Source organism: Streptomyces sp. cg35 (genome assembly GCF_050410835.1).
Classification (GTDB): domain Bacteria; phylum Actinomycetota; class Actinomycetes; order Streptomycetales; family Streptomycetaceae; genus Streptomyces.
Genome location: NZ_CP191268.1, coordinates 7256642 through 7269652 on the forward strand (window position 1 = coordinate 7256642; position 13011 = coordinate 7269652).

Sequence of the window (13011 nt, forward strand, 5' to 3'; positions counted from 1 at the left end):
GGGTTAACGCCTGTTCATCCGCCCACACCGTGGCACAGGAATCCGAGGGGAACCATGGGACGTATCTCACGTCGGGCCTTCACGGCCGGGGCCGCACTCGCGCTGACCGGACTCGCGGCGGGCGACGCCGTGGCGGGGCCCCGCCACCACGGCCGTCCCGGGCCCGAGATGCGTGGCATGTGGCTGGCCACCGTGGCGAACCGGGACTGGCCCTCACGCGCCGGACTGACCGCCGCCCAGCAGCGGGCCGAGCTGCTCGCGCACCTGGACACGGCGGTCCGCCGCCGCCTGAACACGGTGATCTTCCAGGTGCGGCCCGCCGCCGACGCCCTGTGGCCCTCCCCGTACGAGCCGTGGTCCGAGGTCCTCACCGGCACCCAGGGCGCGAACCCGGGCTGGGACCCGCTGGGCACCGCCGTGACGGAGGCGCACCGCCGCGGCCTGGAACTGCACGCCTGGTTCAACCCGTACCGCGTCGCCAACCACACCGACCCGCGCCGGCTGGTCGCCACGCACCCGGCGCGCGTCCACCCCGACTGGGTCGTCACGTACGGCGGGAAGCTCTACTACAACCCCGGCCTGCCGGAGGTCCGGCGCTTCGTCCGGCAGGCGATGCTCGACGCCGTCGCCACATACGACATCGACGCCGTGCACTTCGACGACTACTTCTACCCGTACCCGGTCGCCGGCCGGACCTTCGACGACGCGGCCGCCTACGCGCGGTACGGCGGCGGCTTCCCGAACCGGGCGGCCTGGCGGCGCGACAACATCGACCGGCTGGTGCGCGAGACGGCCCTCGGCATCGAGCGGATCAGACCGCGCGTCCGGTTCGGCATCAGCCCGTTCGGCGTGTGGCGCAACCGGGCGACGGATCCCGCGGGGTCCGACACGGCGGCCGGCGTGCAGACGTACGACGACCTGCACGCGGACACCCGGAAATGGGTGCGGGAGGGGTGGATCGACTACGTCGTGCCCCAGGCGTACTGGAACATCGGGTTCCGCGCGGCCGACTACGCGAAGCTCGTGCCGTGGTGGGCCGACACCGTGCGCGGCACCGGGGTGCGCCTGTACCTCGGCGAGGCCCTCTACAAGGCGGGTGATCCGGCGCAGCCCGCCGCCTGGCAGGACCCCGCCGAGCTGTCCCGGCACCTCACGTTCGCGGCCGCCTTCCCCGAGGCGCTCGGGCACGTCTTCTTCTCCGCGAAAGAGGTGAGGCAGGACCGGATCGGCGCCATGGCCCGCGTCGTCGCGGACCACTACGGCGCCGGATCCTAGGACAGGCCCTTGCCCTTGCCCCCGACGACGGGCCGGACGACCGCGTCGGGGCCCGGCGACATGATGGCCTCGTGGCCGTCCTCGAAGCGGACGCGGAACGGTGGGCCGCCGTCGCTGCCGAGGACCTCGATGATCCGGCCGACCCGGTCGTGCTGTCCGACGATCCGGCCGTGCACCAGGAGCTGGTCGCCTACGGTTGCGTGCATCAGGAGTGACCTCCTCGCCGTGCCCGTGAGTTGCGCCAAGTCTACGGCGGGGCAAGGGAGTTGGTACCCCGAGTGGGGTGCTCAGCCGCGGGCCCGCTGGGTGACCGCGATGCACACGAGGACCGCGACCGCCGTGAGCGGCGCCGCGACGGGCAGCGACTCGCCCAGCAGGAACACCGACCACACGAGCGTCAACAGCGGCTGGGCGAGCTGGAGTTGGCTCGCCTTGGGGATGCCGATCAGCCCCATGCCCTTGTACCAGACGACCAGGCCGAGGAACTGCGAGCCCGCCGCCACCCACAGCAGGCCCGCGAGGGCGTGTCCGGTCAGCCGCACCGGCTCGTGGCCGAGCGCGACCGCCGTGCCCGCCACGGCGACCGGCAGGCACAGCACCAGCGCCCACGCGATGACCTGCCAGCCGGGCATGACCCCGGCGAGCCGGCCGCCCTCGGTGTAGCCGGCCGCGCAGATCAGCAGCGCCGCGAAGAGATACAGGTCGGCCCGGGTGAGGGCGCCCCCGCTCTGCTGCACCGTGAACGCGATCACGGCCGCGGCGCCCGCGCACGCCGCGATCCAGAAGGCGCGCGAGGGTCGGGCCCCGGTGCGCAGCGAGGAGAACACGGCGGTGGTCAGCGGCAACAGGCCCACCACCACCGCCGAGTGCGCGGTCGTCGCCGTCCGCAGGGCGAGCGTGGTCAGGATCGGAAAGCCCAGGACCACACCGGCCCCGACGACCGCGAGCCCCGTCCAGTGCCGCCGCTCCGGGACCGGTACGCGCAGGGCGAGCAGGCACACCCCCGCGATCACGGCCGCGAGCACGCTGCGCACGCTCACCAGGGACCAGGCGCCGAAGCCTTCCAGGCCCCAGGCGGTGGCGGGAAAGGTGAGGGAGAACGCGATGACGCCGAGAGCGGCCAGAACCGTGCCGCGGGCGGTCGGGACGCGCGCCGCGACCGGCGTCGGGCCCGGGGCGGGCCGCTCGGTGACTGCTATCGCATTGTGTTCGGTAGCGCTATTCTCTGTCCTCATGCATGAGCGTAGCAGTGTGGGTGATCTGGCGAAACAGCTACGAGAAGAGCTGAACCGCTACTCAGATGGTGAGAAGCTGCCGTCGAGCCGGGCCCTCGTGGAGCGGTTCCGGGTCAGCCCGGTGACCGTGTCGCGGGCGCTCGCCCAGCTCGCCGCGGAAGGGCTCGTGGTGACCCGGCCCGGTGCGGGCGCCTTCAGGTCGACGCCGCGCTCCGCCGCCCCCGTGGGCGACACGTCCTGGCAGGAGGTCGCGCTGAGCGCCGACGCCGCCACCGACCCGGTGCCGCGCGCCGTCGACGCCTCGGGGGTGCTGGTGACGCTGGCCGCGTCCCCGCCCGGAGTCATCGAGTTCAACGGCGGCTATCTGCACCAGGTCCTGCAGCCCACGGGCGCGATGGCCGCCGCGCTCGCCCGCGCGGGCCGGCGCCCCGGCGCGTGGGACCGGCCGCCCGTCGACGGACTGCCCGAACTGCGCGCCTGGTTCGCCCGCGGCATCGGCGGCGCGATCACCGACGCCGAGGTGCTGATCACGTCCGGCGGCCAGTCGGCGCTCGCCACGGCGCTGCGCGCGCTCGCCCCGCCCGGCGCCCCCGTCCTGGTCGAATCGCCCACCTACCCCGGCATGCTGGCGATCGCGCGGGCCGCGGGACTGCGCCCCGTGCCGGTGCCCGTCGACCGGGACGGCGTCCGCCCGGAGCTGCTCGCGCAGGCCTTCCGGGCGACCGGTGCCCGCCTGTTCGTGTGCCAGCCGCTGTTCCAGAACCCGACCGGCGCGGTGCTCAGCGCCGAGCGGCGCCCCGAGGTCCTGCGCATCGCCCGTGAGGCCGGGGCCTTCGTCGTCGAGGACGACTTCGTGCGCCGCCTCGTGCACGACGACGCGGGACCGCTGCCCCGGCCGCTGGCCACCGACGACCCCGACGGCGTCGTCGTGCACGTCTGCTCCCTCACCAAGGCGACCTCGCCGAGCCTGCGCATCGGATGCCTCGCCGCCCGCGGCCCGGTCCTGGAGCGGCTGCGCGCCATCCAGGTCGTCGACCATCTCTTCGTGCCGCGTCCCCTCCAGGAGGCCACGCTCGAACTGGTCGGCTCACCGGCCTGGCCGCGCCATCTGCGCACGGTGTCGGGGGAGTTGAGAACCCGCAGGGACGCCCTCGCGGCGGCCCTCACCGCGCAGTTGCCCGAGCTGTCCCTGCCGCACATCCCGGTGGGCGGCTACCACCTGTGGGCGCGGCTGCCCGACGGCACGGACGAGCGCCGGCTCGTCGCGGGCGCCCTGCGCGCGGGTGTCGCCGTCGCCCCCGGCCGTCCGTACTTCGCGGCCGAACCGCCGGCCCCGTACCTCCGGCTCAGCTTCGTGGCGGTCGGCGGGACGGCGGAGATCACCGAGGGAGTGCGCCGGCTCAGGGCGGCCTGCGATGAACTGCCGCCCGGCTGAGACCCGGGCCGAGGCTGTGAATGTGCGGTGACGCGGGGCGAGGTCTTGACCTGGGCTACTGGCGAGTTACACGATCACGCGCATGCAGCTCAGCGTCACGCTCCTGGCCGCCGCGCGCAGCTCGTCCCTGCTCGCGGAGCGGTTCGACGACGACCGGCCGCTCGACGAGGCCGGCTGGTACGAGGTGCGGCGCGCGGCGCCCGAACTCGGGCAGCTCGCCGCCGCCGAACTGCGCTACTGCTCGCCGACCCCGCGCAGCCGCGCCACCGGCGACGCCCTGGGACTCGCCCCGCTGGCCCAGCCCGCCCTGCGGGACTGCGACATGGGCCGCTGGCGGGGACATACGTTCGCCGAGGTCGCGGCCGTCGAACCGGCCGCCGTCGACCACTGGCTCGCCGATCCCCGCTCGGCGCCGCACGGCGGGGAGCCGCTGCTCGGCTTCATCTCGCGGATCGGCTCCTGGCTGGACACGCGGCCTTCCGACGACGGGACACGGATGGTCGCCATCGCCGAGCCGTCGGTGGTGAGGGCCGCCGTCGTCTACGCCCTGAAGGCGCCGCCGTCGGCGTACTGGAACCTCGATGTGCGCCCGCTGTCGACGGCCACCGTCATCGGGTATCCGGGCCGCTGGAGTCTGCGGCTCGGCGGTAGTCCGTCGTGAGGACCAGGTCCTTCGCCGGTCCCCGCACCCGCCACACCGTCCGCCAGCGACCGGCGTCGTACACCTCGAACTCGCCCCGGTAGAGGTCCGCCGAGCAGGGGTGGTCGGCGATGTGGTGGCCGCCGCGCAGATCCAGGCCGTGGAAGAAGCGGCCGTCCATGAAGCGGACCACGGCCGTGCCGTGCGTCTCGCCGGGCAGATAGCGCAGGGTGCGCTCGGCGGGGCGGGACACCCCGCGCCACTCGAACGTGCCCGACTCGAAGTGCAGCAGCCCGTCGCCGTCCGCCGCCGTGAACTCCGTGGTGCCGGTGAACGTACCCGTCGCGTCGGCGGCAAGATCCCGCACGGTCCGCTCCACCCGCCAGCTCCCGGCCAGGAACGCCAACACGTCGGAAACCGGCCAGAATTCACTCGTCACGCACATCACTCCCGTACACCTCTGCGCGAACCGTTGACGCGCGTACCGCCGCTTCCTATCTTGCCGTTCGCAGTTTAGGACGCCGTACGAGATCTCGAACAACTCGAGGGCTACGGACAAGGGGATGCGCATGACGCGTGGACGACGCAGGCGCTGGAGCATCGGGCTCGGGGCCGCGGTGGGCTCCCTGCTCGCCGGGACCGCCGTGCTGCCGTCGTCGGCCGCCGACGCGGCCGACGTCACCGACTGCACCGTCACCGTCGACCGGAGCCGCACGGGCGCGACCATCGACGACTCGATGTACGGCGTCTTCTTCGAGGACATCAACCGCGCCGCCGACGGCGGGCTCTACGCCGAACTCGTGCAGAATCGCTCCTTCGAGTACGCGACCGCCGACAACACGGCGTACACGCCGCTGACCGCATGGGCGACCAGCGGCACGGCCCGGGTCACCGACGACGACGGCCGGCTCGACGCGCGCAACCGCGCCTACCTTTCCCTGGGAGCCGGCGCGTCCGTCACCAACTCCGGCTACGGCAGCGGCATCACCGTCCGCAAGGGCGCCGCGTACGACTTCTCGGTGTGGGCCCGCGCCGACTCCACGCTGACCGTCACCCTGGCCGACGCGGACGGTTCGCTGGCCGCGCCGCAGCGGGTGGCGACCAAGGGAGGCTGGACCGAGTACAGAGCGACCTTCACCGCGACCCGGGGCAGCACCACCGGCCGCCTCTCCGTCTCCACCGCCCGGGACGCCGCGCTCGACATGGTGTCCCTCTTCCCGCGCGACACCAGGATCAAGAAGGGCTGACCCCGGGCCGGGCGGCGGTCGCGGAGTGCCCCGGCGCCACGAGCGGAGCCGGCAAAAGCGCCGTGACCGCCCGCTCCACGTGGTCCGTGCAGCCGGTGTCCCCGCACTCGCAGGAGAACCGGGCCACCGCCGATGCCACGTCGCCGCGCGACCACGGGCGGGCGAAGTACCCCGTGTACTGCGCCACGACGGCCTCGTTGGCCTCGCGGAGCAGGGCGCGGCGTTCCTCGCGGGAGGCGGCGTGCGGCCCGGCGGCCAGCAGGCCGGCCCACCGTGCGCCGACCTCCGCGGTGAGGTCGGTGCCGCTGTCGACGACGAGGTGCGGGGCGCCGCAGGCCCGTACCTCGTCCCCGATGACCTCCGCGAGACGCCGGTACAGGGCCAGGGGGCCGGGGCCCAACTCCCGCTCCGCGAGCCGCTTCTCGAGCAGTTCCGGCGTGGGCAGCAGCCACAGCGCGGCCCGGCCCGGCAGCAGCCGGGCCGTCCCCGGGGTGATCACCGTGCCCTCGGCCACGGTCAGCGGGGCCGAGGGCAGGGCCCGTACATCGTCCGCGGCCATCCGGCCCCGCTCGTGGTGCAGCGACATCGCGAGCAGGTCCGGCACGGGCGCCGCCCAGCGGTCCTCGGGCGGGAGCGACTCGAAGCGGGCCGCCGCAGTGCTGCCCGCGGCGAGCGCCCGGTCGCGGTGCGCCCAGGTGCGGGTGTCCGCGTGGTACCGCCGCAGCCCGTGACGCCGGGCCAGCCGCTCGGCGACCGTCGACTTCCCGACGCCGGGCGGCCCGCCCAGCCAGACAACTGCCGCCATCCGCCGGTCCGCCTATCCGTTCACGAACTGCATGCTGCGCTCGTCGTAGCGGGCCCCCGCCACCGCGTCCGCGGGCGCCGCCGCGTCGATCGCCGCGAGGTCGTCCGCCGACAGCTCCAGCGTGGCGGCCGCGATGTTCTCCTCCAGGTACGTGCGACGCCGCGTCCCCGGGATCGGCACCACGTCGCCGCCCTGGTGCTGCACCCAGGCCAGCGCCAACTGGCCCGCCGTGACGCCCTTGCGGGCCGCGAGCTCCTCCAGGCGGGCGACGATGGCGAGGTTGCGCTCCAGGTTCCCGTCGGCGAACCGCGGCTGACTGCGGCGCACATCCCCTTCCTGCAGACCGTCCGTCGACGTGTACCGGCCCGTGAGGAAGCCCCGGCCCAGCGGCGAGAACGGCACGAGCCCGATGCCCAACTCCCGGCACACCGGCAGCACTTCGTCCTCAACGTCCCGGGTCCACAGCGAGTACTCGCTCTGCAGCGCCGCGATCGGATGCACGGCGTGCGCCCGGCGCAGGGTCCCCGCGCCCGCCTCCGACAGCCCGAGGTGGCGGACCTTGCCCTCCCGCACCAGCTCGGCGAGCGCGCCCACGGTCTCCTCGATCGGCACGCCGCGGTCCACGCGGTGCACGTAGTACAGGTCGATGTGGTCGACGCCGAGCCGACGCAGCGACGCCTCGCACGCCTGGCGCACGTACGCCGCGTCGCCCCGGATCCCGGTCGCTTCGCCCAGCCGGTTCGTGAAGCCGAACTTCGTCGCCAGCACCGCCTGTTCACGCCGACCGGGCGCCGCGAGGGCCCGGCCGATCAGCTCCTCGTTGTGCCCGGAGCCGTAGAAGTCGGACGTGTCGAGCAGGGTGACGCCCAGGTCGAGCGCGGCGTGAAGAGTGTCGATGGACTGCGCGTCGTCGGACGCGCCGTAGCCGTGGCTCATGCCCATGCAGCCCAGGCCCTGCGCGGAGACCGGGAGCGAGCCGAGGCGGCGGGTGGGAAGGCCTGTCACGAGTACTGCCTCCTTGCGGGGGGCCGGTGTGGACGGGATCGACGCTAGGACTTGGAGTGCGCTCGAAGTCAAGCACGCGATCAGCCGCTGCGGCGGCCGGGCCGTGCGGCATGATGGCGCGCATGGGCAGAGGGGCGAGCAGGGGACTCCGCGGACTGTGGCCATGGCGGGGGCACCGGGAGCCTGCGCTCGCCGCGATCGAGGACGAGATCCGTCTGGCGCAGAACCCGCGCCCGATCGCTCCGGGACAGTCGGGCCCGGACGGACGCGTCCGGGTTCAGCCGCGCCCGACGCCCCAGAGGCGTACCCCCGAGCCGCAGGTCAGCGGGAAGGGGGGAAACGGTGAGCAGATCCATCAGCTGAGAATGCCGCCGTACCGCCCGGCCGTGATGGTCTTCTCGACCGACGGACGGACGCGCGTCCACCTGCGCTTCGAAGGCAAGAAGGGACGCTCCTCACGCCTGTACCGGCTGTCCGGTGACGGCACCCCCGTCACCGCCCGGGTACCGCTGCCGGAGGAGAGCAGGGCCGTCGCCTTCCGTGTGTTCGCCGAAGGCGACCGGGAAGCGTGGACAGCGACCGCGGCCCCGCTGCGAGAGGTCCCGAGGTTCCACGACGACATCCACGGAACCGGATCGGACGTCGTGCACTACCGAGGAGGACCGGGCCCGGGCGTCCTGCACTACGCCGGGCCGAGCCTGATCCAGCTGGAGGCCCTGGACGACCGTATGGCCCACCGGGTGACGGTGGCCGAGGGACGTGCCGGCGAGCACGCGTTCCAGTGGCCGGGCCGCGGCTACTACCAGGTGCGCTCGGCAGGGGCATGGAGCCTGTCCGTCATGTGAGGCAGTGCGGGCCACTGGGGTGGCGCTGCGGGAGCACGTCACACGGAGGGCCGGCGACCAGAGCATTCGATTGCATAAACGTGCATCGCGACGTATAGTCATGCCATCCAAGAGGAGGGTTCCATGGCGGTACGCGCAGCAGTGGCGGGAGCGAGTGGATACGCGGGCGGCGAAGTGCTGCGCCTGCTGCTCGCCCACCCCGAGGTGGAGATCGGCGCCCTGACGGGCAACTCGAACGCGGGGCAGCGGCTCGGTGCGCTCCAGCCCCACCTGCGCCCGCTCGCCGACCGCGTCCTCCAGGAGACCACCCTCGAGGTGCTCGCCGGGCACGACGTCGTCTTCCTCGCGCTGCCCCACGGGCAGTCCGCCGCCGTCGCCGAGCAGCTCGGCCCCGACGTCCTCGTCGTCGACATGGGCGCGGACTTCCGGCTCCAGGACGCGGGGGACTGGGAGAAGTTCTACGGCAGCCCGCACGCCGGCACCTGGCCCTACGGCCTTCCCGAACTCCCGGGCGGCCGCGCCGCGCTGGCGGGGACCAGGCGCATCGCGGTGCCCGGCTGCTACCCGACCGCCGTCTCCCTCGCCCTCTTCCCGGCGTACGCCGCGGGGCTCGTGGAGAGCGAGGCCGTCGTCGTCGCCGCGTCCGGCACCTCCGGTGCGGGCAAGGCCGCCAAGCCGCACCTGCTCGGCAGCGAGGTCATGGGCAACATGTCGCCGTACGGCGTCGGCGGCGGCCACCGGCACACCCCCGAGATGATCCAGAACCTCAGCGCCGCCGCGGGGGAGCGGGTCTCCGTCTCCTTCACGCCGACGCTCGCGCCCATGCCGCGCGGCATCCTCGCCACGTGCAGCGCCAAGGCCAAGGACGGCGTCACCGCAGAGGGCGTACGGGCCGCGTACGAGAAGGCGTTCGCCGACGAGCCGTTCGTGGAGCTGCTGCCCGAGGGGCAGTGGCCCGCCACGGCCTCCGTGTACGGGTCGAACGCCGTGCAGATCCAGGTCGCGTACGACGAGGCGGCCGGCCGCGTCATCGTCATCAGCGCCATCGACAACCTCACCAAGGGCACCGCCGGCGGCGCCCTGCAGTCCATGAACATCGCCCTGGGTCTCGACGAGACCACCGGGCTCTCGACGATCGGAGTCGCGCCGTGAGCGACGCACGTGCGGCCGCCGGGCAGCAGACGACGACGATGGCCGCACCGCTGCGCTGCACGGGCGGAGAAGCGAACAAGGAGACACAGTGAGTGTGACGGCAGCCAAGGGATTCCAGGCCGCGGGCATCACCGCCGGAATCAAGGAGAGCGGGAACCCGGACCTGGCCCTCGTGGTCAACCGCGGCCCCCGCCTGGCCGCCGCGGGCGTCTTCACCTCCAACCGCGTCAAGGCCGCCCCGGTCCTCTGGTCCGAGCAGGTCCTCAAGGGCGGACTCGTCTCCGCCGTCGTCCTCAACTCCGGTGGCGCCAACGCCTGTACGGGACCCAAGGGCTTCCAGGACACGCACGCCACCGCCGAGAAGGCCGCCGAGGTCCTCGGCCTGAACGCGGGCGAGGTCGCCGTCGCGTCCACCGGCCTCATCGGTGTCCTGCTCCCCATGGACAAGCTGATCCCGGGCGTGGAGACCGCGGCCGGTCAGCTCTCCGAGCACGGCGGCGAGAAGGCCGCCATCGCCATCAAGACCACCGACACCGTGCACAAGACCGCCGTGTACGAGGGCGACGGCTGGACGGTCGGCGGCATGGCGAAGGGCGCGGGCATGCTCGCCCCTGGCCTCGCCACCATGCTCGTCGTCCTCACCACGGACGCCGACCTCGACAGCGAGGTGCTGGACAAGGCGCTGCGCGACGCCACCCGCCTCACCTTCGACCGGGTCGACTCCGACGGCTGCATGTCCACCAACGACACCGTGCTCCTCCTCGCCTCCGGCGCCTCCGAAGTCGCCCCGGAGTACGTCGAGTTCGCGAACGCCGTGCGCGTCGTCTGCGATGACCTCGGACGCCAGCTCATCGGCGACGCCGAGGGCGCCAGCAAGGACATCAAGGTCGAGGTCATCAACGCCGCGAGCGAGGACGACGCCGTCGAGGTGGGCCGCTCCATCGCCCGCAACAACCTCCTCAAGTGCGCCATCCACGGCGAGGACCCCAACTGGGGCCGAGTCCTGTCCGCCATCGGCACCACCCGGGCCGCCTTCGAGCCCGACCGGCTGAACGTCGCCATCAACGGCGTCTGGGTCTGCAAGAACGGCGGCGTCGGCGAGGACCGTGACCAGGTCGACATGCGCTACCGGGAGGTCGTCGTCACCGCCGACCTCGCCGCGGGCGCCGAGACGGCGACGATCTGGACGAACGACCTGACCGCCGACTACGTCCACGAGAACAGCGCGTACTCGTCATGAGCCAGCCCGCCGCGCGGAAGCACACCGCGCTCCCCAAGGCCCAGACCCTCATCGAGGCGCTGCCCTGGCTGACCCGCCACCACGGCAAGACCGTCGTCATCAAGTTCGGCGGGAACGCCATGGTCGACGAGGAGCTCAAGGCCGCCTTCGCCCAGGACGTCGTCTTCCTGCACCACGCCGGACTCAAGCCGGTCGTCGTGCACGGCGGCGGCCCGCAGATCAGCAAGGCACTCGACCGGCACGGCATCGTCAGCGAGTTCAAGGCCGGCCTGCGGGTCACCACCGAGGACGCCATGGACGTCGTACGGATGGTGCTCGCCGGACAGGTGCAGCGCGAGCTCGTCGGGCTGCTCAACCAGCACGGCCCGCTCGCCGTCGGCCTCACCGGCGAGGACGCCCACACCATCACCGCCACCAAGCACCAGCCCCGCATCGAGGGCGAGTTGGTCGACATCGGCCGCGTCGGCGAGATCACCGAGATCGACACCGGCGCCATCGAGGCCCTGCTCGCCGACGGCCGCATCCCGGTCGTCTCCTCGATCGCCCGCTCCCAGGACGACCACCATGTCTACAACGTCAATGCTGATACGGCGGCTGCGGCACTCGCTGCTGCGCTGGACGCCGAGACGCTGATGGTCCTGACCGACGTCGAGGGCCTCTACGAGGACTGGCCCCACTCCGACGAGGTCATCAGCCGGCTCACCGCCACCGAACTCGAGAAGCTGCTCCCGGAGCTGGCGAGCGGCATGGTCCCGAAGATGGAGGGCTGCCTGTACGCCGTGCGCAACGGCGTGCACACGGCCCGCGTCATCGACGGCCGCGTCCAGCACTCGATCCTGCTGGAGATCTTCACCGACGAAGGCATCGGCACGATGGTCGTGCCCGATGCGGAGCACCACGGGGAACAGGGGGACGCATCATGACCGGCACCGCGAACCAGGGGCTCACCCAGCGCTGGCAGGACGCCCTGATGAACAACTACGGCACCCCGCGCCTGCCCCTGGCCAAGGGCGCCGGCGCCAGGCTGTGGGACTCCGACGGCACCGAGTACCTCGACTTCGTCGGCGGCATCGCGGTCAACGCGCTGGGCCACGCCCACCCCGCGATCGTCGAAGCGGTCAGCTCCCAGATCGCCTCCCTCGGCCACGTCTCGAACCTGTTCATCGCCGAGCCGCCCGTCGCGCTCGCCGAGCGGCTGCTCCAGCTCTTCGGCCGGGACGGCGCCGTCTACTTCTGCAACTCCGGCGCCGAGGCCAACGAAGGCGCCTTCAAGATCGGCCGGCTCACCGGACGCCGCCACATGGTCGCCACGACCGGCGGCTTCCACGGCCGGACGATGGGCGCCCTCGCCCTGACCGGCCAGCCCGGCAAGCAGGACGGCTTCACCCCGCTGCCCGGCGACGTCACGCACGTCCCGTACGGCGATGTGGACGCACTCCGGGCCGCGGTCACCGAGGAGACGGCCTTCGTCATCATCGAGCCCATCCAGGGCGAGAACGGCGTGGTCGTGCCGCCCCCGAGCTACCTCAAGGCGGCCCGCGAGATCACCCGCGCCACCGGCACCCTCCTCGTCCTCGACGAGGTGCAGACCGGCGTCGGCAGGACCGGCCACTGGTTCGCCTACCAGGCCGACGAAGGCATCGAGCCGGACGTCGTCACCCTCGCCAAGGGCCTGGGCGGCGGCCTGCCGCTCGGCGCGACCGTCGCGTTCGGCGAGGCGGCGAAGCTGCTGAAGCCGGGACAGCACGGCACGACGTTCGGCGGCAACCCCGTCGCCTGCGCCGCCGGACTCGCCGTCCTCGACACCATCACGGCCGAGGACCTGCTGCAGAACACCAAGAGCATCAGCGCCAAGCTCACGGCCGGAATCGAATCACTCGGCCACCCGCTGGTCAGCCATGTCCGGGGCGCGGGCCTCCTGCTGGGTATCGTGCTCACCGGGCCGCGCGCACCTCAGGTGCAGCAGGCGGCCCAGGACGCGGGCCTCCTGGTGAACGCGCCCGCACCCGACGTCGTCCGGCTGATGCCGCCGCTCAACCTGACCGACGCCGAAGCGGACACGTTCCTCGCGGCGCTGCCCGCCGCCTTGGACACGGCCGCGGCCGACGGGGAAGGACGATCCTGAGGAATGG

At 73.0% G+C, this 13011-nt stretch carries 13 protein-coding genes and 1 pseudogene; 9 read left to right on the top strand and 5 right to left on the bottom strand.

Going from position 1 to position 13011, the window contains the following annotated elements; genetic code table 11:
- Positions 1-54: 54 nt before the first annotated feature.
- Positions 55-1275: a glycoside hydrolase family 10 protein gene (locus ACQUQD_RS33180; RefSeq protein ID WP_428955867.1), complete on the top strand. Its 1221-nt coding sequence runs from the start codon at positions 55-57 to the stop codon at positions 1273-1275.
- On the opposite strand, the gene ACQUQD_RS33185 is transcribed toward ACQUQD_RS33180, so the two are convergent.
- Complete coding sequence (locus tag ACQUQD_RS33185) at positions 1272-1481, bottom strand: DUF1918 domain-containing protein (protein ID WP_428955868.1); 210 nt, start codon at positions 1479-1481, stop codon at positions 1272-1274. The genes ACQUQD_RS33180 and ACQUQD_RS33185 overlap by 4 nt on opposite strands.
- Before the next feature lie 81 nt (positions 1482-1562).
- Complete coding sequence (locus ACQUQD_RS33190; RefSeq protein ID WP_428955869.1) at positions 1563-2510, bottom strand: DMT family transporter; 948 nt, start codon at positions 2508-2510, stop codon at positions 1563-1565.
- Between ACQUQD_RS33190 and ACQUQD_RS33195 the strand changes: the two genes are divergently transcribed.
- Positions 2464-3945 (top strand): PLP-dependent aminotransferase family protein, encoded by a 1482-nt coding sequence (locus ACQUQD_RS33195; RefSeq protein ID WP_428955870.1) that lies wholly within the window; start codon positions 2464-2466, stop codon positions 3943-3945. The two genes, ACQUQD_RS33190 and ACQUQD_RS33195, sit on opposite strands and share 47 nt — an antisense overlap.
- 82 nt (positions 3946-4027) lie before the next feature.
- Positions 4028-4606 carry a histidine phosphatase family protein gene (locus ACQUQD_RS33200; RefSeq protein WP_428955871.1) on the top strand — a complete coding sequence of 193 codons (579 nt, stop codon included), beginning with the start codon at positions 4028-4030 and terminating at the stop codon, positions 4604-4606.
- Here ACQUQD_RS33200 and ACQUQD_RS33205 read toward each other — a convergent pair.
- Positions 4554-5024, bottom strand: coding sequence for a DUF6314 family protein (locus ACQUQD_RS33205; protein WP_428955872.1), 471 nt, complete (start codon positions 5022-5024; stop codon positions 4554-4556). The genes ACQUQD_RS33200 and ACQUQD_RS33205 overlap by 53 nt on opposite strands.
- 130 nt (positions 5025-5154) lie before the next feature.
- Between ACQUQD_RS33205 and ACQUQD_RS33210 the strand changes: the two are divergent.
- A pseudogene (locus ACQUQD_RS33210) lies at positions 5155-5814 on the top strand (carbohydrate binding domain-containing protein); the annotation flags it as partial.
- A gap of 4 nt (positions 5815-5818) precedes the next feature.
- On the opposite strand, the gene ACQUQD_RS33215 reads toward ACQUQD_RS33210, so the two are convergent.
- Both ACQUQD_RS33215 and ACQUQD_RS33220 read right to left on the bottom strand, forming a co-directional pair.
- Positions 5819-6637 carry a hypothetical protein gene (locus tag ACQUQD_RS33215; RefSeq protein WP_428955873.1) on the bottom strand — a complete coding sequence of 273 codons (819 nt, stop codon included), beginning with the start codon at positions 6635-6637 and terminating at the stop codon, positions 5819-5821.
- Positions 6638-6649: 12 nt separating this feature from the next.
- A complete protein-coding gene (locus ACQUQD_RS33220) occupies positions 6650-7642 on the bottom strand; it encodes an aldo/keto reductase (protein ID WP_428955874.1) in 993 nt (330 codons plus the stop codon).
- Between the two features lie 365 nt (positions 7643-8007).
- Between ACQUQD_RS33220 and ACQUQD_RS33225 the strand changes: the two genes are divergently transcribed.
- The 5 genes from ACQUQD_RS33225 (at position 8008) to ACQUQD_RS33245 (ending at position 13004) form a co-directional block, all read left to right on the top strand.
- Positions 8008-8487 carry a hypothetical protein gene (locus tag ACQUQD_RS33225; RefSeq protein ID WP_428955875.1) on the top strand — a complete coding sequence of 160 codons (480 nt, stop codon included), beginning with the start codon at positions 8008-8010 and terminating at the stop codon, positions 8485-8487.
- Between the two features lie 123 nt (positions 8488-8610).
- Positions 8611-9639: an N-acetyl-gamma-glutamyl-phosphate reductase gene (argC, locus tag ACQUQD_RS33230; protein WP_428955876.1), complete on the top strand. Its 1029-nt coding sequence runs from the start codon at positions 8611-8613 to the stop codon at positions 9637-9639.
- An 88-nt stretch (positions 9640-9727) separates the two neighbouring features.
- The gene (gene argJ, locus ACQUQD_RS33235) at positions 9728-10879 is read left to right on the top strand and encodes a bifunctional glutamate N-acetyltransferase/amino-acid acetyltransferase ArgJ (protein WP_428955877.1); all 1152 of its coding nucleotides are present in this window, start codon (positions 9728-9730) and stop codon (positions 10877-10879) included.
- Complete coding sequence (gene argB, locus ACQUQD_RS33240; RefSeq protein WP_428955878.1) at positions 10876-11802, top strand: acetylglutamate kinase; 927 nt, start codon at positions 10876-10878, stop codon at positions 11800-11802. Before argJ ends, argB begins: the two co-directional genes overlap by 4 nt.
- Positions 11799-13004 (top strand): acetylornithine transaminase, encoded by a 1206-nt coding sequence (locus ACQUQD_RS33245; protein WP_428955879.1) that lies wholly within the window; start codon positions 11799-11801, stop codon positions 13002-13004. The genes argB and ACQUQD_RS33245 overlap by 4 nt, the downstream gene beginning before the upstream one ends.
- Positions 13005-13011: the final 7 nt, after the last annotated feature.